Source organism: Bartonella sp. AU15XJBT (genome assembly GCF_028618615.1).
In the GTDB taxonomy this organism is placed as follows: domain Bacteria; phylum Pseudomonadota; class Alphaproteobacteria; order Rhizobiales; family Rhizobiaceae; genus Bartonella.
The window spans coordinates 48466-70995 of record NZ_JAQITG010000002.1; the positions used below are offsets into that span (position 1 = coordinate 48466).

Here is a 22530-nt window from a genome sequence, read left to right on the forward strand (position 1 = left end):
ATTCATAAATATCTTTAATTAAGATCAAAATGAATTTAACAAAAACAAAAAAAGTGAAATAATTTGCGCTATTTCTTAAATTTTAAAAATTAAAGTTTCTCCGCAATACCTTTAATAAAAGGTTGATAACGCACTTGAAAGAGTTCTAAACACTCAAATCGACACCCAATTTTTGTATAGCGCGTCACCGTTTGTACCCCTTCATCCGGTCCTATCGCCTGAATGAGAATTCCATTTTCAGCTAAAAGTTCTAAAAGCTCCTTGGGTTCATCAGAACGTGATGGCCAAACAAGAATGCGATCAAATGATCCCAAACCTGTCACACTATAACTTCCATCAATCTGCCGTATAACAATATTTTCAATGCCCAAAGTTTGAAACTTTTGGCGTGCCAAATCAACAAGCGTTTTATAACGATCAACCGTTGTCACACGGTCACTCAGACATGCCATAAGAGCAGTACAAAAGCCAGAGCCTGTACCAATTTCTAAGACACGATGCTTTTTTTTCAATGAGAGTGCCGAAAGAATCAAGAGTTGTTCTTCCAAACGTTCCATATATTCACCACACTCAAGGGGAATAACTTTATTATCATAAGCACTATTAAACCAAGGAGCAGAAACAAATTGTTGACGTGGAATTTTCTCTAATGCCGAAAAAAATCGCACGTCATCAATGCCTTTGCTACGCATTTTCAGTACAAGAGCAGCCAACTCCTCACGAAATTGTAAAATACCCTTTTGCCCCATAGTATCATTCACTCTCTTGGAGGTGCACTTTTATCATCCCTACAAACCACCTCTTTTAAAATGGCAAAATCTTGCGTTTGCATACCCTCTTTGCAATAACGCATATTGCCCTCCTTTCGCAAAATTAAGCAGCAATACAACGCATGCCTCCCATATAGGGTTGTAAAACATCTGGAACAATAATTGACCCATCAGCCTGTTGATAATTTTCAAGCACAGCAATAAGACAACGGCCAACAGCTGTACCAGAACCATTAAGACTATGAACAAAATGCAATTTTTTATCACCTTCTTTACGATAACGAGCATTCATACGACGACCTTGAAAGTCTCCACAAACTGAACAGCTAGAAATTTCACGATAACATTCTTGACCAGGAAGCCAAACCTCAATGTCATAGGTTTTACATGCTGCAAACCCCATATCCCCCGTAGAAAGAACTACTGTGCGAAAAGGCAAACCGAGTCGTTTTAATATATCTTCTGCACATTCTGTCATACGTTCCAATTCCATGAGAGACTGCTCTTCACTGGTAATCGAGACCATTTCTACCTTCCAAAATTGGTGCTGACGCAACATACCGCGCGTATCACGACCAGCGGCTCCCGCCTCTGAACGAAAACAGGGAGATAAAGAAGAAAATCGCAGTGGCAAATCTGATATTTCAAGAATTTCATCGTTGACCAAATTGGTTAAAGGTACTTCTGCTGTAGAAATAAGCCACCGACCATCTGTTGTTTGAAACAGATCTTCAGCAAACTTCGGCAATTGGGCTGCTCCGTAAACAATCTCATCACGAACAAGAAGAGGCACAGAAACTTCTGTATAACCATGCTCATTGACATGCACATCAAGCATAAATTGTCCTAATGCACGTTCTAGCCGCGCTAACGCCCCTGAAAGCACTGTAAAACGTGTTCCAGACAAACGACTAGCTCGCTCAAAGTTCATCTGCTTGAGATCTTGACCAAGATCAAAATGCTCCTTTGGTGTAAAATTAAATATTGGAGGTATCCCAAAATGTCGAATGACGACATTATCACTTTCATCTTTACCCTCTGGAACATCATCCAATGGAATATTGGGAAGTGCTGAAAGAATTTTTTCAAGACTTTCCGTCAGCTGTTTTTCTTCCGCTGTGGCAGAAGAAAGAAAGACTTTAAGCTCTTCAACTTCAGCCCTAAGGCGTTCAGCCATTTGCTCGTCAGAGATAGCTAAAGCTTGTCCTATTTCCTTTGAAACCGCATTGCGACGCTCCTGCGCCAATTGCACCTTAGCAACATGTGACCGGCGTGCAAGATCAAGTTGTATTAACCTTTCAGCTTGTGGCTCAAGACCTCTACTTGCGAGCGCTTTATCTAATTTCTCAGGATTTTCGCGAATCCACTTAATATCAAGCATCAAAATTCCTCATTTACATTATTTTTATTCTATATTGTTTTTACTCATTTCTCATCGCGTAAGATTATACACTTTTCTTAAGCGGATTTTCTTCTCTTTTCTATACCGTAAGCAATTAAAATTGAGATCTCATAAAGCGCTATTGTTGGTAAAGCTACTGCAAACATCGTAAAAAAATCCGACGGCGTTATCATTGCCGCAATGGTAAAAGAGAGCAGAATAGCCCATTTTCGTTTAGACACCAAATCATGAGACGTTAAAAGTCCAACTTTTGTTAAAAGACTAATGACCAGAGGCAATTGAAAGATCAAACCAAAAATGAGGATAAACGACGTCATAAAGCCCAAATAATCAGAAATACGCACTATAAACTCTATTTTTAAATGAGAATCTGGAAGAAATTGTTGAGAAAGGCTAAACCATAGTATTATGGGTGCCAATAGAGCATAAACAAATGCTCCTCCAATACAAAATAAAATAGGACCACCAATGAGAAATGGTAAAAAAGCCATGCGCTCATTTTTATAAAGCCCTGGTGCAATAAAACGATAAAACTGAAAAGCCGTATAGGGAAAAGATAAAATAATTCCCCCAAAGGCCGCAAGTTTCATCTTAGTTAAAAAAGTTTCCCATACTTGTGTTGATTGCAAACGAATACTCTCAGGATATCCACCTGCTATTTTCATCGCCCACTGATACGGCCATAGTAAAAAATTTAAGATATAATCTTTAACAAGAAAACACATCATAAAAGCGATCATAAATGCAACCAAGGCAGAAATAATTCGCTGACGAAGTTCAATTAAATGTTCTAAAAGTGGCGCCATATTGGCATCAACTTCATCTTTTTTTACATTCATGACACATCTTCTTTATCTTTAGAAACAACAGAAATGCTTTCAGAATGATGAGACGCTATAGAGATTGTTATATCTTTCTTGATTACCTTTTGATCACACTCCAAAACTTCTTTATCTTTTTTTGATTTATGGTGTGTTGCCTTAACATCCAAATTATCATGGATATCCTCTAATGTATTTTGAATAGGATCAAAAGTTTCTGCCAACTTCTTGCTTGAATCATTAATATCCGAAGATGTTTTTTGCAAATCATCGCTCTCGATTTGTTTTATTACATCATCAAACTGGTAACGAAGTTCATTTGCAGTTGAATACACATACGCTCTTACCTTTGCTATTGTCTTTAGTATTTTAGGTAAATCTTTTGGTCCAACGACAATGATGAGAACAAGTAAGATCACGACAAGCTCTGGTCCATCAATCCCAAACATCGCTTATACTCGACTTCCTCATAAAAAAATAATGCACAATGATGATGACGTTTTTGTTATTTGACACGCTGTTTTTTAGCAACAGATGCCTTGCCCCCTTTAGAGTCAGAAGACGCCTTTCTACGTGTTGCTGCACGTTTTACCGATAATGGCTGAGATTGTTGAGATTCTCCCTCAATTATTTGGGAACTATCAGCAATTCCAACTTTATCCTCAATACTCCCCTCTTCTTCCTTCATATTCTTTTTGAAGGCTTTAATGCCCTTAGCAACATCACCCATTAATTCAGAAATTTTACCACGCCCGAAAAGCACTAAAATAAGCAATAAAATTACAATTAAATGTGCTGGTGAAAAAATATTACCCATTACTCTCTCTAACCCTATGCTTTTAAATTTTATCTCACTTATTTATGCTTCCTCTGAAGAGAGTATCAAATATCGTATCCTCCTTGTATATTTCTTTCTCAACCGAAAAGCAATCACACGCTTTTTAATGGAAACGACGTAAACGAACTTTTATCGTCTCATCCCTTTTTAGCATATTACAACACAAACCATTCAAAAATGATAAACGACTCCCTACAAAATTCAAAAGGCTTAAAAACTTTTTTTAAGAAGCTTCCTATGATCTCTTGGACTGCTCATCTCCCTGCAAATACGGTATCCAATGTCTTTTCTTTTAAAAACGGTATCGTACATGAATTTGCAAATATCTCTTCCAAATCAACTTTACCAATGAGAATAATATCATAACCTTCCATAAAAAAATTTACATGTCTCTGAAAGTTTTTTCGAAAGTATATTCGCTGAAAGAGTTTTCTTTAACACATCATCTAATATTAAATTAGCCTCAAAACCTATCATTTTACGAATAATATTTTCAACAATTCTTTGCATTGCAGGAATCCTGTTATCAATTGTTTCATAAACAATATGAGCAATGATCGTAATCAATCAGTCAAATTTTTAAAAGGTGCAGGATCATACTTTTCTGAATATCATCATAGTTTTCTAAATATTAAGCGTGATACCGCAAGCCGGCACTCATCATCATTATATTTGCCAGTTCCCAATGTTGCGACAGCCCTTGCATTAAGACGATTCATAAGAACCATTTTTATTCCTTTCTTCTATAGTTTTTATCCACATGCTAATCCCGCTTGTAATGTGCAAACGAATGGTTTTGATTGACTCAATATAAACAGATTTGAAATGAGAGAATCTTACGGTATTCGGGACTCTCATTCAACATACAAAGAAATTAATTATTATAAATCAAAGAGTTGTAGCAATATGGACTCACTCAAAATGCGTATTAGACAACATTTGTTCCGTATGATCATATCTGGGAATATGTTTTATTAATGCGTAAAATATTAATAAGAATCATTCACTTATACATCACAAACAAGGTTAGCATAGAGAGATAAAAACTATTAAAATGGCTCTTATAGACCAACTCAAGTGTCAAGGAGGCTAGCCAATAAGTCGCAATACTAGGAATATGACGATGCCAGCTTTCATCGTTATTCACTAAAGAGCTTCCATTGAATTGTTTGCCTGCTTCTTATCCAACTTTCATATAAAAGATTTAAAATCCTAGTGAATAAATGCTCTCACGACATTAATATATATGTATAATTTTTTGATGAGAGTTTTATTTGATTTCTTCGAGAAAATTTTTATGGATATCAATTCTATTATTCTATGCTAATAATCTGATACAGTTATTCATATGATAGAGTTTTCTCCATGAATTATCGGCATATTTATCATGCTGGCAATTTTGCTGATGTTTTTAAACACATTGTTGTCACGCGCATTGTAGAGTATCTTAAACGCAAAGAAAAGGCTTTTCGCGTTATAGATACGCATGCTGGTATCGGTATTTATGACCTCTCTTCTTTAGAAGCCCATAAGACAGAAGAGTGGCGCGAAGGTGTACAACGAATTTTTTCAACGCCTATCCCAGAAGATTTAAGAGTGCTCCTTTCTCCATGGTGCGATATCATTGATACCCTCAATAAAGGGGAAAAAGAAATTGTATTTTATCCTGGATCTCCTGTTCTTATTCGTCACTTATTACGGAAACAAGACCGCCTCACCGCAATAGAATTGCACAATGAAGATTATCCTATTTTAGCAAAAAATTTTGCTGGCGATTATCAAACGAAAGTTCTTCATTTAGATGGTTGGCTTTCCTTAAATGCTCATTTACCACCAAAAGAAAAACGTGGGTTTATCCTTGTTGACCCTCCTTTTGAAAAAACTGGAGAATTTTCTCGCCTTATTGAGGGATTAATGAAAGCCTATCGCCGTTTTTCTGGAGGGATCTACGCTTTGTGGTATCCTGTTAAATATGACAAAGAAATTGAAAGTTTTCTTCACGCACTTTATCAAACAGGAATTCCTAAAATTCTACAGCTTGAAATGCGTATCCGAAAAAATTCAAGTCTACCTACAATGAATGGAAGTGGGATGATCATTATCAATCCTCCCTATGTTTTGGAAGAAGAAATGAAAAAACTCAGTCCCTTTCTTATCAGCCGTCTTGGACAAGATGAAAGTGCCCAAATAACGCATAAGTGGATTCAAAAAGAACATCTATTAAGTTAGATTTTGCCCTTATATATTTTCCCTAAAAAATACCCTTTTGTAAGATATAAAGGCAATGAGATTTTATTATTTTTGTGATAATATCAACACATAATATAATAATGGCAAGCTTATAACTATTCCGTGAATCATGGAACAATAAAGCTATTGAGCAACACCCTCTTTACGCCTCATACAAGAGCAAGTTGGCGCCATCATACATTTTGCCAACCCTCAATGTCGCAAACAGTCGTTGGCACTTGAGACGGCTCATAAGAGGCGTTTTTAGTCCTTTCTTATACAGTTTCACTCCACGCGACTCTCCCCGCTTGTAACATGCAAGAGACATGATTTTGATTGATTTAACATAGAATAGGTTTGAAATGAGAGAATTTTACGCTATTCAGAAATTTAATTCAATGTAAATAATGATAAATTATCTTTATAAATCAATTCATTATTTCGTAATTATTTTTTCTTTTAGAAAGTTCATTCTCTTATCATCATGGATTTTTTATTCCAATCATTTTTAATGAATCAATGGGGCGTATTCATAAAGCTGTCTTAAATAATAACTCTTATATTTTTTATGAAAGATAGGCACTCTAAAATTACATTCTTATGCTATAATGTGTTATTGATGGACAAAAACTATTAAAGATATAAACAATCGTTATTTAATAAAAAAGAATATTTAATAGAGTAAACAAAAAGCATTTCTTGATAAACGGAATGATCCTAGAAAATAATACAAATTGTCTGAAAAATAAACGAGAAAAGCTTTCTTTTCTCTCTAATCTTACATGGAACAATGTCAATCAAAGCAATGGGAAAAATCAATTCCAAGGTGTCAAATTCATACAAGAGTTTGTTAGACACCTTCCGCATAAGCCGGGAGTTTACCGGATGATTGGTGAAAATGGTGATATTCTCTACGTTGGCAAAGCCCGTAATCTCAAAAAACGTGTTTCAAACTATGCACGTGAACAAGGACACAATAATCGTATTACCCGCATGATTCGTGCAACATATCATATGGAATTTATCGTTACCCACACAGAGACAGAAGCGCTCCTTCTAGAAGCAAATCTCATCAAAAAATTGCATCCCCATTTTAATGTATTGCTCCGTGATGATAAAAGCTTCCCTTATATTATGATTACAAATGATCATCGAGCACCTGGACTTTACAAACATCGTGGTGCGCGAACACAAAAAGCCCATTATTTTGGGCCTTTTGCTTCTGCTGGTGCGGTAACACAAACAATTCATGTTTTACAACGCGCTTTTTTATTACGGACCTGTACCGATACAATTTTTGAAAATCGGACGCGCCCCTGTTTGCTTTATCAAATTAAGCGATGTTCTGCACCTTGTACCCATGAAATTAATGACAGTGATTATAAAGAACTGGTGAGAGAAGCAAAAGCGTTCCTTTCGGGAAAAGATCAATCTGTTAAAAATGATATGGTTCAAGCTATGCATAAAGCCGCAGAAAATCTTGATTTTGAACAAGCTGCTTCCTATCGTGATCGCTTATCAGCCCTTTCTCACATACAAAGCCATCAAGGTATTAATCCCCAAACGATAAAAGAAGCGGATGTCTTTGCAATTGCACAAAAAGAAGGAATGACCTGCATTCAAGTGTTCTTTTTTCGTATGGGGCAAAATTGGGGAAACCGTGCCTATTTTCCTAAAGCAGATTCCTCTTTTTCCCGTACTGAAATTTTAGCGAGTTTTCTGGCCCAATTTTACGATGATAAACCCCTTCCCAAAAGCATCCTTTTATCTGAAGAAATTGAAGAAAAGGCACTTCTTACAGAAGCATTTAGTCTCAAAGCAAATCACAAAGTATCTCTCTCTTTACCCAAGCAAGGTGAACGAAAAACGCTTGTTAATCACGCCTATCTCAATGCTCATGAAGCACTTGAACATAAGCTTGCTGAAACAGCTACCCATACAAAATTGCTTCAGGGGCTTGCTGAAACATTCCAACTCCCTTTTCCTCCGCGCCGTATAGAAGTCTATGACAATTCTCATATTATGGGAACAAATTCTGTCGGTGCCATGATTGTTGCGGGTCAAATGGGATTTGTTAAAAATCAATATCGCAAATTCAACATTCGCTCAACAGATATCACGCCTGGTGATGATTTGGGCATGATGAAAGAAGTCATTAAACGAAGATTTTCACGCCTTATCAAAGAATATGATTTGCCAAATAAAAATCATGACATACAAGATCAAGAGAAAGATCTTTTTCCCATTTGGCCTGATCTTATCTTAATCGATGGTGGTGAAGGACAAATCAACAGTGTACATACAATACTTGCTGAATTACAATTAAACAACCTGATCACAGTTATTGGAATCGCCAAAGGTATTGACCGCCATGCAGGACGTGAACGATTTTTTATAAAAGGTTTCCCTCCTTTTACACTTCCCCCCCGTGATCCTATCCTCTATTTTTTACAACGTCTGCGTGATGAAGCACATCGTTTTGCCATTGGAACGCATAGAATAAAACGAAAGAAAGCAACATTCAAAAATCCACTTGATGAAATAGAAAATATCGGTCCGACAAGAAAACGTGCGTTGCTTCATCATTTTGGAAGTGCCAAAGCTGTTGCTGATGCCTCACTTGAAGATTTGAAAAAAGTTACAGGAATCTCTGTCACAATTGCACAAAAAATTCATAACCATTTTCATGAAAAATAGGCTTGTTTCATCACCTTAGCCTTGTTACGTTTAGGGGATATATTCTCTTTTACAAGAATTAAAAATAGCTCTATGAAAAATCATACTTTTTCTTTTCCAAATATTTTAACTTATGCACGAATTGTTGCAGTCCCAATGGTTGTTGCCTGCTTTTTTGTAGAAGGACGCCTACAATCAAGCGATATCGCACGCTGGATTGCCGTTTCCATTTTTGTTGTTGCATCCATTACTGACTTTCTTGATGGCTACCTTGCCCGTATTTGGGAACAAACATCCAATATTGGTCGCATGTTAGATCCAATTGCCGATAAACTTCTTGTCTCTGCCTGCTTGCTCTTGCTTGCCGCAGATACTACCATTGCCGGATGGACTCTATGGGCAGCCATTATCATTCTTTGCCGAGAAATTCTTGTATCAGGATTACGTGAATATTTAGCTGAATTAAAAGTGAGCGTTCCGGTCTCTCGTCTTGCAAAGTGGAAAACTTTTGTACAAATGATCGCTATTGTCTTCCTTTTAGCGGGGCCAGCTGGTAATAAAATTTTCCCTTACACAGTAGAATTTGGCATTACTATGCTGTGGATTTCTGCCCTCCTTACATTGTGGACAGGATGGGATTATTTTCGCGCAGGTTTAAAACATGTCATCTCATGAAATCGTCTCTTGATTTGTAATAATAATCTATCTTTCTGCAACTTAAACAAGAAAAGAGATATCGTAAATCTACGCACTTCAAATCTATTGATGATGAATCAATTAAAACTCTTCTTTTGCCCATTACAAACGAAGTTGGCGTACAAAGACATTCAAGAAGAGAATAATAGGCTCTTGCAAAAACAGTTGCAATATTAAAAGCGGAAAAAACGGTGATCTACATATCTCTCAAAGAGATCTGTAATCTTGTAAACAAAAACCCGAAACATTATGTTTCGGTTTTTTGTTTCTTATTGTCGCTTTTATTAACCAACAATTTCTACCTCAGAAAACCAAAAAGCAATTTCTGTTTTTGCCGTTTCAGCACTATCGGATCCATGGATAGAATTTTCACCAATCGACAAAGCATGAACCTTACGAATTGTTCCTTCTTCTGCATCACTAGGATTTGTAGCACCCATCACTTCACGGTTTTTAGCTATTGCGTTTTCTCCTTCCAAAACCTGTACAACTGTTGGACCAGAAGACATAAATTCAACCAATTCGCTAAAAAAAGGACGTTCTTTATGAATAGCATAAAATTTTTCAGCCTCACGCTTGCTCATCCACATACGTTTAGATGCAATAACACGCAACCCCGCATCCTCAAGCATTTTCGTAATTGCGCCCGTCAAATTACGACGGGTTGCATCTGGTTTAATCATCGAAAAAGTACGCTCTAAAGCCATTTCGTCACCTTTATTTCTCTTATAACATTTTCTGACTGTTTCTATAGCGAGCAAGCCGCCCTTTGCCAAGTGACTCTGCAAAAATCTACACAAATTCTCAAAAATATAGAATAAATTATAAAGAAGACTTCAATAGAAATAAAAATACCTATATTGTGTCTCCATTATATAAGATGCACATCCGCCTCTCAGTAAATGCTGAACTCCTTCTTATATTCTTCAACGCTTCCCATCAAAATGACCATTTAAGCAGTAAAAAATTATAAGAAAAAAATAACATGCAAAATTATATACCCTTTATGAAAGCTTTCTTTTTTAAAGAAGACAGATCTAGAGACTTCGTGTCTAGGTTTGAAAATCCCCCCACACACTGAGATCAATCAAACAATACCCCTAATAATTAGAAACTATAACGTACCCCTATAATGCCCTGAAGAGACTGTTTTGTTTTACGCCCTTTAACATAATGCGCCTCACCATAGAACTTCAACTTCTCACTCACTAAACTGCTTAAACCTATCCCTAATTTACCCGCATTCCCTGACAAGTCCGTGGTAAATGGATGGCGTTGATTAATCAACGTTTGATTGTCATCTTTATTCTCACGCAACCATGCTGCTGTAATATAGGCAAGGGATGAAGAAGCCTCGTGAGAGCCAAATTCATACCCTAAAGATAAGCCCACCTCACTGCGTAATGAAGTAAATGGACGCATATCACCTACCATGTCATTCGATAACTTGATTTCTTTACCCTCAACTTGCAACCATGTAAATTGTCCATAAGGTTGCAGCCAACTGCTCTTGGACGTTTGAAGTCGATAACCCACTTCAAAGGAGGTTCCCAACGCCCATTGCGTATAACTTCCTTCAATCCCTAACCCATTCGTTGAAACGGCCTTCAGGGTATTTTGATAATGATTATATTTTAAAATACCATCGAAATACCATCCACTATGATCTAAATAAGTGACATAAGCGCCAATGCCATAACTATTGATACCGCTGGTCCCCCCCCGTGCATGCGCAATGCGTGCGTGGTCATAACTGCCAAAACCACCTATATAAAAATCTCCATTTTCCCATTCGCTTAAACCATTGATCCCTAAAACGATACCGGTCTGATCGAGCTTAAAATCTATATGCTCTGTCGCAATGCTTTCTTTAGACTTAATCGCGTAGCTCCATAAAGCCGTATTCTTTTTACTTTTATCTAGAATTCCTCTTCCCGAACGCACGCTTTGCATTTCGTTGTGAAACACCATCGCTGGAGCTACAGACATAGACAGTACTGCATCTGTTGAAGGCGTGGTTAAAAAGTCAGAAAATGAAAGCTTTTCACTTAATTGCGGAGAAAGTTGATCTTTATGAACTGGACGCAAAGTCATTTGATCCGCTGAAGATTGAGAAGAGGCTGAAACAACAACCGCTTGCTTTTCATCAGAAAGAGGGCGAGAACCTGTTGGAGGGAACACCACATGCGTCCGTTTTTCTTGAGAAGAAGATACCGAAACACTAGAAACATTCTGTGTTTCTCTTAAATGACGTGGCGGACGTTTCTTGGGTGGCTGTTTTTTAGTAAGTGGACGAGGACCGATATCTTTCCCTCCAGAAGAAGCCCCTTGATCAGACTGTGTACCCGCATCAGCAGACAATGCAAGAGGAATCTTTGCTTTCTTATTCACACACTCTACTTCAGAACTAGAACCTTCCGTATCTCCAGAAGCTCTACTTAAATACCAAATTGTAGCACTACCACTAGAATCAGCACATCTTCCTCTCTTCACTAAGCGATACTGATAGGTTCCACCATCAACAGCTGTAATGTCCTTGCCCGAAAGATCTGCCAGAGTAAAATTAACTCCTCCATTATGGCTTCTATCGGTAATTAACGGAAGCTCAGTAACCAAACTATTCTTTTGTGAGAGAGGAGCTGTAATTTCACGACCAGAATCTGCAATATTTATTTTGTGATTCCCTGCACCCTCACCAATCGACAAATAATCACTCGCCTCCCACGTAGCGCTAATATTGAATCGAAAATGTAAATCCCCTGAAAGTTTCTCAACATAAAGTGAAATATAACGTGGATCATACGGAATAGAAGAAAAAATAACAGTCCCCCCCTGCCCCCCTAAATCTTTAATTTTAATCTGTGGTTTTTCTCCTATTTTTCGTTCACCAACCTCAAATATTGGTTCATCAGGTTTTCTTTCTAGAGGAATGTTTTTCTTGGTAATATGATTTGTCCTACCACCAGCAAATAAATAAAGTTCTCCATGATTATTGACCCTTACTTCCCCAACGACATCTTTTACACCAACATGTAGCCAGGATTTAGCAGAATCCGTAATTGTTAAAGTATCGACCAAACCTTCAGGATATACAACTTGAACAGCTCGATCCTTCAAAGTAGTTTTCACAGATTCTCCTAGTGCTAAGACGTGCTGTCTACCATTATCAGAAACTTCTGTAGCCGTTGCTCTCCCCCCTTCCTTTCTTTGCCCCGCATAAAGATTTTGTTCTCCGTTATTTCCTACTTTCGTATACCAAGTCTCTCCCCCATCATACACATTCTGCTGCCCTATTGCTCCATCTCCACCCGTAACTGTGGAATTATATGCACTACTTCGTCTAGGCTTGCGTGTAAGATCAATATTTGGCTCTTCATGAACAAACTGCTGACCTCCCAAAATTTCGGCGTTTATTGTAATTCCTGCACGTGTAACTATTTGCATCCCTCCTTTTTTGATAGTGGACCCCACGGAAGTTATTCCATTATCAATAAGCTCTACCTCACCATATCCAATCGTCATATTATTTTTGAAAAGACGAGCAATTATTTCTAAATTTTTTCGTTCCTCTTCTTCATTTCTCACATGGGTTACTCTTATTTGCCCTCTATTCCCACTCTCTACTGCACTTGCAGATTGCGCAAGACAACTACTGATCATCAATACTGAAAAACTTAACTTGTATTTATACCGCATTATCCACACTCCACTCTTCAATTATTTAGAAAAATATCCCGCGGCTACGCAGGTAGCTCATTTTAGATTGTATCATAATGTGTTTTATTTATGTCTAAATACAATTTTTTGGTGTGTTTTTTAATTTAAAACAATCATAAGTTGTAATCTTATAAACCACTAAAAACTCTAAATGAAGGTAAAAAACTGAATAAAATTCAAACTATTGACTTGAATTCAATGAATAATTTGCATATTTGAAATCATGGATGAAAAAAATGCTCATGCCCTTTAATGGGATCATACCTCTCACGTAAAACAGAACACCCTTGGCGTTGCGCATTCACACGCTTGTTTTAAGGAAATATCTCTCAATACGCCCAAGCCCATTTCCCGATGTCGACAGTGAATAGTAATGATAAATCCATTGAGTATAACTATCTTTACGCTTAAGACGAAGTAAGCCGGCACCATCACACACTTTTCCAGCCCTAAAATGTTGCGATACCCCTTGGCACTTCAAGCGGTTTATAAGAGGCATTTTTAGTCCTCTTATACAATTTTACTACACACGGCTTTCCCCGCTTGTGACAAGCAAGCAGATATTTTTGATTGATTCAATATGGAGCAGATTTGAAATAAGAAAATCCTACGATATTGAGGACTCCTCATTCAACATGCAAAACAATGAACACTCTTGATAAATTAGCAGCTTGCCTTAAAAGAGAGTATAAAGGCATCCCTACCGTTTGAGAAGGTCTCTACACTCTCGAGAAGACATAGCGATGTATTATCTTTTTAGGCTCCTAAAACAAATAGTATTTGTAAAGTTAATCAGCCGTGTAAAGGTGTGCTTAGAAACTATAGCGTAACCCTAAAATACCTTGAAGAGCATTTTTAATCTTATGTCCTTTTAGGTAATATGCTTCCGCATAAAGTGTCAGTTTATCATTGACCGAACTGTTTAAACCAATTCCCAATTTACCCGCACTACCTGATAAGTCTGTGATAAATTTATACTGATTATTAATTGTCGTATAATTATTATTTATATTCTCACGCAACCAAGCTGCCATTATATAAGCTGTTAATGAAGTTTCTGAATTCACAAAGAATTCATGTCCCGCCGTCAAGCCAACTTCACTACGAAATGAAATTAACGGTCTTAGATCACCGATCATTCCATTGGAAAGTTTTATTTTTTTACCTTCAACCTGTAGGCCTGTTAGCTTGATATAAGGCTGCATCCAAGTATTTTGCGCTGGTTCAAAATAACAACCAATCTCAAATGATCCACCTATCGCCCACTGATTGTAATGACTTTGAATCGCTAAACCATTCGTTGAGATGGCTTTCAAATTATCTCGGTAATAATTATATTTCAAAACACCATCCATATACCATCCACGATGATCAAAATAGGTTGCGTATGTTCCAATGCTATAGGAGCTCAAATCACTGTCACCCCCTCGTGCATGAGAAACACGTGCTTGATCATAACTAGCAAAACCACCAACATATAACTCTCCATGCCTTAATTCATTCAACTGATCAGCACCAAGAACTAAACCTGTCTGCCCAAGCTTAAAGTGTGTATGTCCTGTAGCAATGCGTTCTCTGCTCTTAATCCCATAAGTCCATAGCTCGATATCTTTCCTATTTTTGTTCCAAATTTTTCTACCATTCCGTACAGTTTGCAACTCATTGTTAAAAATAAGTCCAGGAACTACGGACAACGTTAACACGGCATCTGTAGAAGGTGTCGTTGCTGTTCCACCAGGCACGAACGGATTTGTAGGATCTGGAATAGGGTTTTCTGGTCCACTGAGGCGGTCTGCAGATAAAAACCAAACTTTTCCATTTTCATCCTTTCTTTCTTTTAGGCCATACATATAAGTTCCACCATCAATGGCGTTAATGTTTTCACCCTTAAGATCTGTCAGTATAAAATGCGCTCCACCACTTTGATCTGTAATTAAATCACGCTTATTTGAAAAAGGGTCCGTGATCTCAACGCCAGAATCAGCAACACTTATCGTATGATTCCCTACGCCTTTCTCAACGAAGAGATAGTCACCACGGTTTTGGGCAATCGTGGTATTGAACGCAAAATGTAAACTTCCTGAAAGATTATTCACATGAAGCTGAGAATAATATGGATCAGAACCCGTAAACGAAAAAATAACACTCCCCTCACCACTTAATTTTTGTATCATAGAGCTTTTTCCATCAAACTCATCAGTGAGTGAGTACAGTTTTGTATCTTTTCCATTTAAAAGAATATCTTCTACGGTGGTGCGATGTTGATCATTCCCAGCATAAAGATGAAGCTGACCAGAATGATTTACCTGTGTCTTGCTTTCTAATGTCGCTCCAGCATGTACCCATGATTTTGTTTCATCATTCATTGTTAGATTTTTTACAGATCCATCAGTATCTATTTCCTGAATAGCGCTCTCATTTAAAGTGACTCCAATAGCCTGACCGCCTTTTAAGATTCGCTGTTTACCACCAGCAAAAACCTCTGTATCAAATGCAAAACCACCATTTTTTGCACCTTCAGAGTTTTTTCCAACCTCTTGTACGCCCCCTCGCATAACTTTTGTATTCCAAACTTTACCCCCATCATATACTTTTTGTTGACCTAGTGTTTCATCTTGACCATAAATGACTGTATGAGAAGCGCTACTCCCTTTAATCTCTCCTCCAACATCCCCCTCCCCGAAAACGAGCTGCTCCCCACCATAAATTTTTGTCCCCTCTACTTTTCCTCCATTTCCAACACTTTGCTGTCCACCTTCTTTAACGACAGCATTTTTTGAAAAGCCTTGTTTTCCCTTTAAAGCTTGAACATTTTCAATTCCATCATGTTCAATTTTACTATTCTCACTGAAACCTCCTGCATACACATAAAGCTCTGCGCCATTTTTTACCGTGTTATTGATGGATCGTCCTGGACTATCAATCTCACCATCATTTGAAATGTATGCTTTACCTTCATTATCAAGGACATAATTTTCAAGCAGTGCCCCATCTTTAATAGAGATAAGTTCAGGTTTTTTAAGAAACGCTGTATTTTGTTCTCGTGCATTATATCCAACATTGTCGCGACTATTGCCATCAAGCTCCTGTTGACTCGCGAACATTCTAGCACCCTTAACAGTAGCAAAATCGCTAGGCTTTTTTAAAAAGCCTAATTCATTGTGCCTCCTTACAATGAAATCATTCGATGCTCCAAGTATACATCTTCCTGTTTTCATATCTTCATTGTATTGATCCTGAAATACTTGGTTATTTTCATAACTTGCAGATTGACAAAAAAGCGATGTCCCCCCCTCACTTGCAGCAGCAGCCTGTATAAAACAACTGCTCAACATGAGTACCCAAAAATTTCGTTTCCATTTATATTGTGTAGCCATATCCTCCCCCCCTCTTCACGTCTGCATAGACACCAAACGTAACTAGCTCTACAAAATATATTTTCAACCTTGAATTGTAATAATTCTTCTGAGTAGCCCCATCACTTTACTCAAAAACCGTTCTTTACAATCTCTTAGATGCATTTTTAATCGAAAATATAAGGAAATTCCTGCATTCCTTCAAAGTTTTTTCATCAAAGAAAAAAGTAACACTTAATAAACTATAATATAAAATTAGAGTATATAATCTGTCATGAAAAGCAAAGCTGCATGGGCTGAAAAATTGTTTACAATTTATTAAAGATTTTTAAAAACAATTATACCTTTAAAGATAATTTACAAATACCCCTAATAATTAGAAACTATAACGTACCCCTATAATGCCCTGAAGAGACTGTTTTGTTTTACGCCCTTTAACATAATGCGCCTCACCATAGAACTTCAACTTCTCACTCACTAAACTGCTTAAACCTATCCCTAATTTACCCGCATTCCCTGACAAGTCCGTAGTAAATGGATGGTGTTGATTAATCAACGTTTGATTGTCATCTTTATTCTCACGCAACCATGCTGCTGTGATATAGGCAAGGGATGAAGAAGCCTCATGAGAACCAAATTCATACCCTAAAGATAAGCCAACCTCACTGCGTAATGAAGTAAATGGACGCAGATCACCTACCATGTCATTCGATAACTTGATTTCTTTACCCTCAACTTGCAACCATGTAAATTGTCCATAAGCTTGCAGCCAACTGCTCTTGGACGTTTGAAGTCGATAACCCACTTCAAAGGAGGTTCCAACGGCCCATTGCGTATAACTTCCTTCAATCCCTAAACCATTCGTTGAAACGGCCTTCAGAGTATTTTGATAATGATTATATTTTAAAATACCATCGAGATACCATCCACTATGATCTAAATAAGTGACATAAGCGCCAATGCCATAACTATTGATACCGCTGGTACCCCCTCGTGCATGCGCAATGCGTGCGTGGTCATAACTGCCAAAACCACCGATATAAAAATCTCCATTTTCCCATTCGCTTAAACCATTGATCCCTAAAACGATACCGGTCTGATCGAGCTTAAAGTCTATATGCTCTGTCGCAATGCTTTCTTTAGACTTAATCGCGTAAGTCCATAAAGCCGTATTCTTTTTACTTTTATCTAGAATTCCTCTTCCCGAACGCACGCTTTGCATTTCGTTGTGAAATACCATCGCTGGAGCTACAGACATAGACAAAACCGCATCTGTAGAAGGTGTGGTTAAAAAGTCAGAAACTGAAAGCTTCTCACTTAATTGTGGAAAAAGTTGATCTTTATGAACTGGACGCAAAGTCATTTGATCCGCTGAAGATTGAGAAGAGGCTGAAACAACAACCGCTTGCTTTTCATCAGAAAGAGGATGCGGACCGACTGGAGGTCCTCCTTCAATCGTTTGACTTCCCAGAGTTGAAACAATTGAAGAAACTGGAGCTGGAGATTTTTGACTTAAGTTGGGGCGATTTTCTCTTCGACGTGGCAACTTAATCGCATGCTCTTCTGTATTTGTAAGAGTTGAAAGAGAAGAAATCGGTTGATTTTGACTTAAATGCCGCGCAGATCTGCTTCTACTCCGTGGCAAACTATTAAGAAATGGAAAATTATCAATAAAGACTGCAGATAAATACCAAACTTTTTGCTCCGCATCCTCACCAATTCTTTGTTTTAAACCATACACATAGGTTCCCCCATCAACAATATGAATTTTTGCACCAGAAAAATTTTGTAGAGTAAAAGATGCACCTCCACTTTGATCCAAAATTAAATCAAGTTCTGTTGAAGAAGGATCAACAATTTCAATACCAGAATCAACCACACTTATTGTGTGAAAACCACCACCATTTTTGATAAAGAGATAATCACCCTCTCCTTCTGCAAGGCTGACATTAAAATTGAAATGGTGACTACCCGAAAGCTCATCAACATAAAGCTTGGAGTAATGTAAATCGGATTCCGTAGAAGTAAAAACAATCTCTCCTACACCGCTCAACTTCTTAATATACGTTTCTGTGTTTCCATATCCATTAGAAATAGAGTACAATTTAGCATTTTCTCCCTCTAAATTGATATCTTCTACTGTCGTCTGATGATTTTTTTCAGTATAAAAACGATCATCTCCAGCATAAAGATGGAGACTACCAAAATTCTGAACCGTTATTTCTCCTTCTAATATCGCACCAGCAAAGACCCGTGAATTGGCGCCCTCTCCAATTGTTAGATTTTTTACAATGCTCCCAGCATGAACTTCTTGAGCAGCATGGCGGTGTAAAGTCACAATATCCACCTCTCCGCCTGCTAATACTCTCTGTACACCACCTGCAAAAATCTCAGTATTCACGGCTAAACCGCCAGCTTTTTCTGCAAAGTTATCATCACCAGGAAACCATTTAGCAAGAGTTTGTATTCCTCCACTCATCACTTTTGTTCCCACTGCCATTCCATCATCATACACATTCTGCTGTCCTGGTATGTCCCCTTGACCATAAATTATCGTATCATAAGCACTGCTCCCAACAATTCCACCGTTCACATAACTATCTCCCCAAACCAGCTGATTACCACCGTAGATTTTAGCCTGCAATGCTGTTCCCCCTCCTTCTACCTTTTGTTGCCCGCCCTCGTAAATAATCGTAGACTCTGAGATCCCCTGTTCCCCGATAATCTCTAAACCACCATTTTCAATTGTTGTATTTTCACTAAAGCCACCAGCCTCAACATAAAGTGTCCCAGATCCTGCAACTGTAGCGTTAATGGACTTTTTAAGAGCATCTTTCTCTCCATCATTAGAGATATAAACTATGCTACCATCACCAAGCCAAAAGTTTTGTAAAATGCCTCCTCCCTCACGAATACTGAAATTAATGACATCAGAGATACTAAAATCTTTTGAAGATGCCATATTTTCTTCTTTTTCAGGAAGCTTATCTATAGGCGATTCCGCATGAGGTGAGGGGATTACAGGAATAGAAGTTGTTTGTGGTGTAGCCAAATACCATATTTTTCCACCGTTATAATCTTTTTCCTTTAGAACATATAGATAAGCTCCACCATCAATCGTGCTAATCTTTTCACCAGAAAAATCCGTCAGAGCAAAATGAGCCTTTCCGCTTTGATCATTAATCAAATTAAGTTCAAGAACTAAATTTTGCGTTTGTAGAGAAGAATTGGCAATTTCAATACCAGAATCAATCACGCTTATTGTGTGATGTCCATCGCCCTTTTTTATAAGGAGATAATCTCCGCGTTGCTCCTCAAAATTGGTATTTAGTCTAAAATGTAAACTCCCTGAAAGATTACCGACCTCAAGTTTAGAGTAATGTGGATTAAATACGGTAGAAGTAAAAATAACGCTGCCATCACCACTCAGATTCTCAATCAAAGAACTTTCGCCATCCATCTTAGAAGCAATAGCGTACAATTTTGTATCTTTGCCATTTAAAACAATTGTTTCTACTTCAGTACGAGATCGATCAGCACCAGCATAAAGATAAATTCGTCCAGAATCATGAATCATGGTGCTTCCTTCTAATGTTGCCCCAGAATGTAACCATGATTGTGCTTGATCCTTAATGATTAAATCTTTTACATAGCCCCCTAAATCTATTGCTTGGAAAGCATTCCCTTGTAAAAGAACTCCAAGAGCTATTCCTCCCGCTAAAACGTGTTGCTCTCCACCAGAAAAGACCTCTGTATCAAATGCAAAACTGCTATAATCGTCTAGGTTATCTTCTACATAAAGATTTTGTACTCCTCCTGCCATGATCTTTGTGTTAAAAACCTCTCCATCATCGTACACATTCTGATATCCTATTACTCCATTTTCACCAGAAATAACGCTGTCATAAGCGCTGCTCCTTACCATCGCCCCTTTAATATCAGACTTTCCTGAAACAAACTGCTCACCACCGTAAATTTTAGCCCCTTCAACTTTCCCCCCATCTTCAACCTTTTGTGTTCCCCCTCTCTTAACTGTACTATCTTGTGAAAGCCCCTGCTTTCCAATAAGCTCAGTCCCTCCTCTTTGAATTGTCGTATACAAGCTAAAACCACCGCTATAAAAGGAAAGCGTTCCACCATCTTTAACTGTATTACTAATTGAAGTTTCTCCATTGCTCTCAACTTTTTCACCGCTACTATCAAAGCTAGGATCCGTAATCGTGACAATCATTCCCTTTTCAATGGTGAGGTCTGTGAGATCATTCGATAATGAAGCCATAACAGATGGTTGCAAGCTAAAATCAGAAAATAAAGAGGTATTTGCCTCATCAACAGCATAATTCGCATCTAAATACCAAATTTTACCGGTGCCTTTATCGTTTCTATGTTTCAAACGATACCTATAGGTTCCGGCATCAATAGCCCTGATTTTTTCACCAAAAGTGTTTGTTAGAGTAAAATGAGCGTTCCCACTGTGATCAGAAATTAATTTAAGCTTTTTGTAAGAAGAACTTGTAATTTCACGACCAGAATCAGCCACACTTATTGTGTGAGAACCAGAGCCACTTTCTTTAATGACAAGATAATCACTAAGATGCTTGGCAAAATTAACATTAAAATCGAAATGGAAAGAACCTGAAAGATCCTCAATATTAAGCTCTGAGTAACGCTTATCAGTCCCGAAAGACGTAAAAATAACTCTACCATTTCCTTTTAAATTCTGGATATTAACATGAGTTTTTTTTCTGTTATCTTCAGAAGCAATAATATAGAGTTTGGTATCTTCTCCATTTAAATTAAGATTTTCTACTTCCGTAACCGCTTCATCATTTCCAGCATAAAGATAGAGGCTGCCAAAGTCATAGACATTTGTATCTTTGTCTAATATTGCCCCCGCAAAAGCCCATGACCTTGCTTGATGATTAATTGTTAGATCATCCGTATATCCAGAATCATATATCTTCTGAGTAGCTCTATCGTATAAAGTAACTTTACTCGCATTCCCTCCCGAAAAGATATTCTGCATCCCATTTTTAAAAAGTTCGGTATTGAATGCAAAAGCCCCCTCATTGATTGTAAAATCTTCCTCTTCTATATCGGCTGTATCAGCATCTTCTGAGAAGCTGTTATTAAAATTCTCTTTACCATCAAGATTCTGAACCCCTCCTTTCATAACCCTTGTGTCAACAGCTATCCCCCCACTATAGACACTTTGTATTCCTGGCATTCCATCAGCAGCATGAATTTCAGTGCCATAAGCACTGCTTTCCTTATCTTTACGCGACGAACCTTCTCCAAGGATCCCCTTACCAAAAATAATCTGCTCACCACCATGAATTTTAGTCCCTTCAGCATTTGCACCACTTTCAACAATTTGTTGTCCCCCTTTTTTAACAAAAGCATATTCTGAACTGCTCAAGCTTTGGACAAACTCAATCCCACCATGCTCAATGATCGTATCCCTACTCACACTTGCTGCATCAATGTAGAGTTTTCCACCCTCTTGAACCGTATTATTGATGGAATAGGCAGCATCTTCATAGCTAAAGCTATTTATTTCAGAACCTTCAGAGTCACGATTCGTAATATAAATAGCAACCCCATCGCTTATTATTGAATTTGTGAGAACTTCAAAGAGTAGATTTTCTAATCCCTTCTTTTCCTCTTCTGAAGACTTCCTTCTTTCTAGTGTCTTTTCATGCGCTATCATTTTTGCCCCCTCTTTTTTCTCTTTTAATCCCCTCACTTTTGATAACAATTTTTTTGTCTCTTCTAGCTGTTCATTGATACCTACTGGTGTTAACAGCTTTTCTTTTAGTGTTGCTACTCCATCTGCATTCGCAATCTTGACAAAAAAACTACTGGTCATTAACGCACAAAAACTTAATTTCAATTTGCGTTGCATTATTCACACTCCATAATTCCAAATTTAAATCCCCCCCATTTAGAAAAAAGTGCATAGACCAAAACAACATTCTGTAATGACTTAACCGCATATTTTTTTAAGATAATAAAGCATTCGATG

Annotated in this window: 13 protein-coding genes; 3 read left to right on the forward strand and 10 right to left on the reverse strand. The window is 37.6% G+C overall.

The features are described 5' to 3' along the window. Positions 1 to 89: 89 nt before the first annotated feature. The 5 genes from PVV57_RS01445 to tatA form a co-directional block, all read right to left on the reverse strand. A complete protein-coding gene (locus PVV57_RS01445) occupies positions 90 to 749 on the reverse strand; it encodes a protein-L-isoaspartate(D-aspartate) O-methyltransferase (RefSeq protein ID WP_273718645.1) in 660 nt (219 codons plus the stop codon). Positions 750 to 873: 124 nt separating this feature from the next. Then, positions 874 to 2151 (reverse strand): serine--tRNA ligase, encoded by a 1278-nt coding sequence (gene serS / locus PVV57_RS01450; RefSeq protein WP_273718517.1) that lies wholly within the window; start codon positions 2149 to 2151, stop codon positions 874 to 876. A gap of 77 nt (positions 2152 to 2228) precedes the next feature. Next, complete coding sequence (gene tatC, locus PVV57_RS01455; RefSeq protein WP_273783290.1) at positions 2229 to 3011, reverse strand: twin-arginine translocase subunit TatC; 783 nt, start codon at positions 3009 to 3011, stop codon at positions 2229 to 2231. Next, positions 3008 to 3442 carry a twin-arginine translocase subunit TatB gene (locus tag PVV57_RS01460; protein ID WP_273718513.1) on the reverse strand — a complete coding sequence of 145 codons (435 nt, stop codon included), beginning with the start codon at positions 3440 to 3442 and terminating at the stop codon, positions 3008 to 3010. The genes tatC and PVV57_RS01460 overlap by 4 nt, the downstream gene beginning before the upstream one ends. A 56-nt stretch (positions 3443 to 3498) precedes the next feature. Continuing rightward, on the reverse strand, positions 3499 to 3810 hold the full coding sequence (gene tatA / locus PVV57_RS01465) for a twin-arginine translocase TatA/TatE family subunit (RefSeq protein WP_273718511.1): 312 nt from the start codon (positions 3808 to 3810) through the stop codon (positions 3499 to 3501). 1386 nt (positions 3811 to 5196) lie between these two features. On the opposite strand from tatA, the gene PVV57_RS01470 reads away from it, so the two are divergent. From PVV57_RS01470 to pgsA, 3 genes are all read left to right on the forward strand, one after another. Continuing rightward, on the forward strand, positions 5197 to 6060 hold the full coding sequence (locus PVV57_RS01470) for a 23S rRNA (adenine(2030)-N(6))-methyltransferase RlmJ (RefSeq protein ID WP_273783291.1): 864 nt from the start codon (positions 5197 to 5199) through the stop codon (positions 6058 to 6060). 711 nt (positions 6061 to 6771) lie between these two features. Next, positions 6772 to 8757: an excinuclease ABC subunit UvrC gene (uvrC, locus tag PVV57_RS01475; protein ID WP_273783292.1), complete on the forward strand. Its 1986-nt coding sequence runs from the start codon at positions 6772 to 6774 to the stop codon at positions 8755 to 8757. Between the two features lie 72 nt (positions 8758 to 8829). After that, positions 8830 to 9411, forward strand: coding sequence for a CDP-diacylglycerol--glycerol-3-phosphate 3-phosphatidyltransferase (gene pgsA, locus PVV57_RS01480; RefSeq protein ID WP_273718506.1), 582 nt, complete (start codon positions 8830 to 8832; stop codon positions 9409 to 9411). A gap of 305 nt (positions 9412 to 9716) precedes the next feature. On the opposite strand, the gene ndk is transcribed toward pgsA, so the two are convergent. From ndk to bafA (PVV57_RS01505), 5 genes are all read right to left on the reverse strand, one after another. After that, on the reverse strand, positions 9717 to 10139 hold the full coding sequence (ndk, locus tag PVV57_RS01485) for a nucleoside-diphosphate kinase (protein ID WP_273783293.1): 423 nt from the start codon (positions 10137 to 10139) through the stop codon (positions 9717 to 9719). Positions 10140 to 10539: 400 nt separating this feature from the next. After that, entirely contained in the window at positions 10540 to 13128 is a 2589-nt protein-coding gene (gene bafA / locus PVV57_RS01490; protein ID WP_273783295.1) for a BafA family autotransporter, read from the reverse strand. Positions 13129 to 13450: 322 nt separating this feature from the next. Next, positions 13451 to 13648 carry a hypothetical protein gene (locus tag PVV57_RS01495; protein WP_404977234.1) on the reverse strand — a complete coding sequence of 66 codons (198 nt, stop codon included), beginning with the start codon at positions 13646 to 13648 and terminating at the stop codon, positions 13451 to 13453. Positions 13649 to 13961: 313 nt separating this feature from the next. After that, entirely contained in the window at positions 13962 to 16526 is a 2565-nt protein-coding gene (gene bafA / locus PVV57_RS01500; RefSeq protein WP_273717547.1) for a BafA family autotransporter, read from the reverse strand. Positions 16527 to 16881: 355 nt separating this feature from the next. Next, entirely contained in the window at positions 16882 to 22410 is a 5529-nt protein-coding gene (gene bafA, locus PVV57_RS01505; RefSeq protein WP_273783296.1) for a BafA family autotransporter, read from the reverse strand. Positions 22411 to 22530 lie beyond the last annotated feature (120 nt).

Bases quoted from the DNA above. Each gene is read 5' to 3' on its own strand.
- bafA (WP_273717547.1), bottom strand. From the start codon at position 16,526: ATGGCTACACAATATAAATGGAAACGAAATTTTTGGGTACTCATGTTG.
- serS (WP_273718517.1), bottom strand. From the start codon at position 2,151: ATGCTTGATATTAAGTGGATTCGCGAAAATCCTGAGAAATTAGATAAA.
- tatC (WP_273783290.1), bottom strand. From the start codon at position 3,011: ATGAATGTAAAAAAAGATGAAGTTGATGCCAATATGGCGCCACTTTTA.
- bafA (WP_273783296.1), bottom strand. From the start codon at position 22,410: ATGCAACGCAAATTGAAATTAAGTTTTTGTGCGTTAATGACCAGTAGT.
- tatA (WP_273718511.1), bottom strand. From the start codon at position 3,810: ATGGGTAATATTTTTTCACCAGCACATTTAATTGTAATTTTATTGCTT.
- ndk (WP_273783293.1), bottom strand. From the start codon at position 10,139: ATGGCTTTAGAGCGTACTTTTTCGATGATTAAACCAGATGCAACCCGT.
- PVV57_RS01495 (WP_404977234.1), bottom strand. From the start codon at position 13,648: ATGCCTCTTATAAACCGCTTGAAGTGCCAAGGGGTATCGCAACATTTT.
- PVV57_RS01460 (WP_273718513.1), bottom strand. From the start codon at position 3,442: ATGTTTGGGATTGATGGACCAGAGCTTGTCGTGATCTTACTTGTTCTC.
- uvrC (WP_273783292.1), top strand. From the start codon at position 6,772: ATGATCCTAGAAAATAATACAAATTGTCTGAAAAATAAACGAGAAAAG.
- PVV57_RS01470 (WP_273783291.1), top strand. From the start codon at position 5,197: ATGAATTATCGGCATATTTATCATGCTGGCAATTTTGCTGATGTTTTT.
- bafA (WP_273783295.1), bottom strand. From the start codon at position 13,128: ATGCGGTATAAATACAAGTTAAGTTTTTCAGTATTGATGATCAGTAGT.
- PVV57_RS01445 (WP_273718645.1), bottom strand. From the start codon at position 749: ATGGGGCAAAAGGGTATTTTACAATTTCGTGAGGAGTTGGCTGCTCTT.
- pgsA (WP_273718506.1), top strand. From the start codon at position 8,830: ATGAAAAATCATACTTTTTCTTTTCCAAATATTTTAACTTATGCACGA.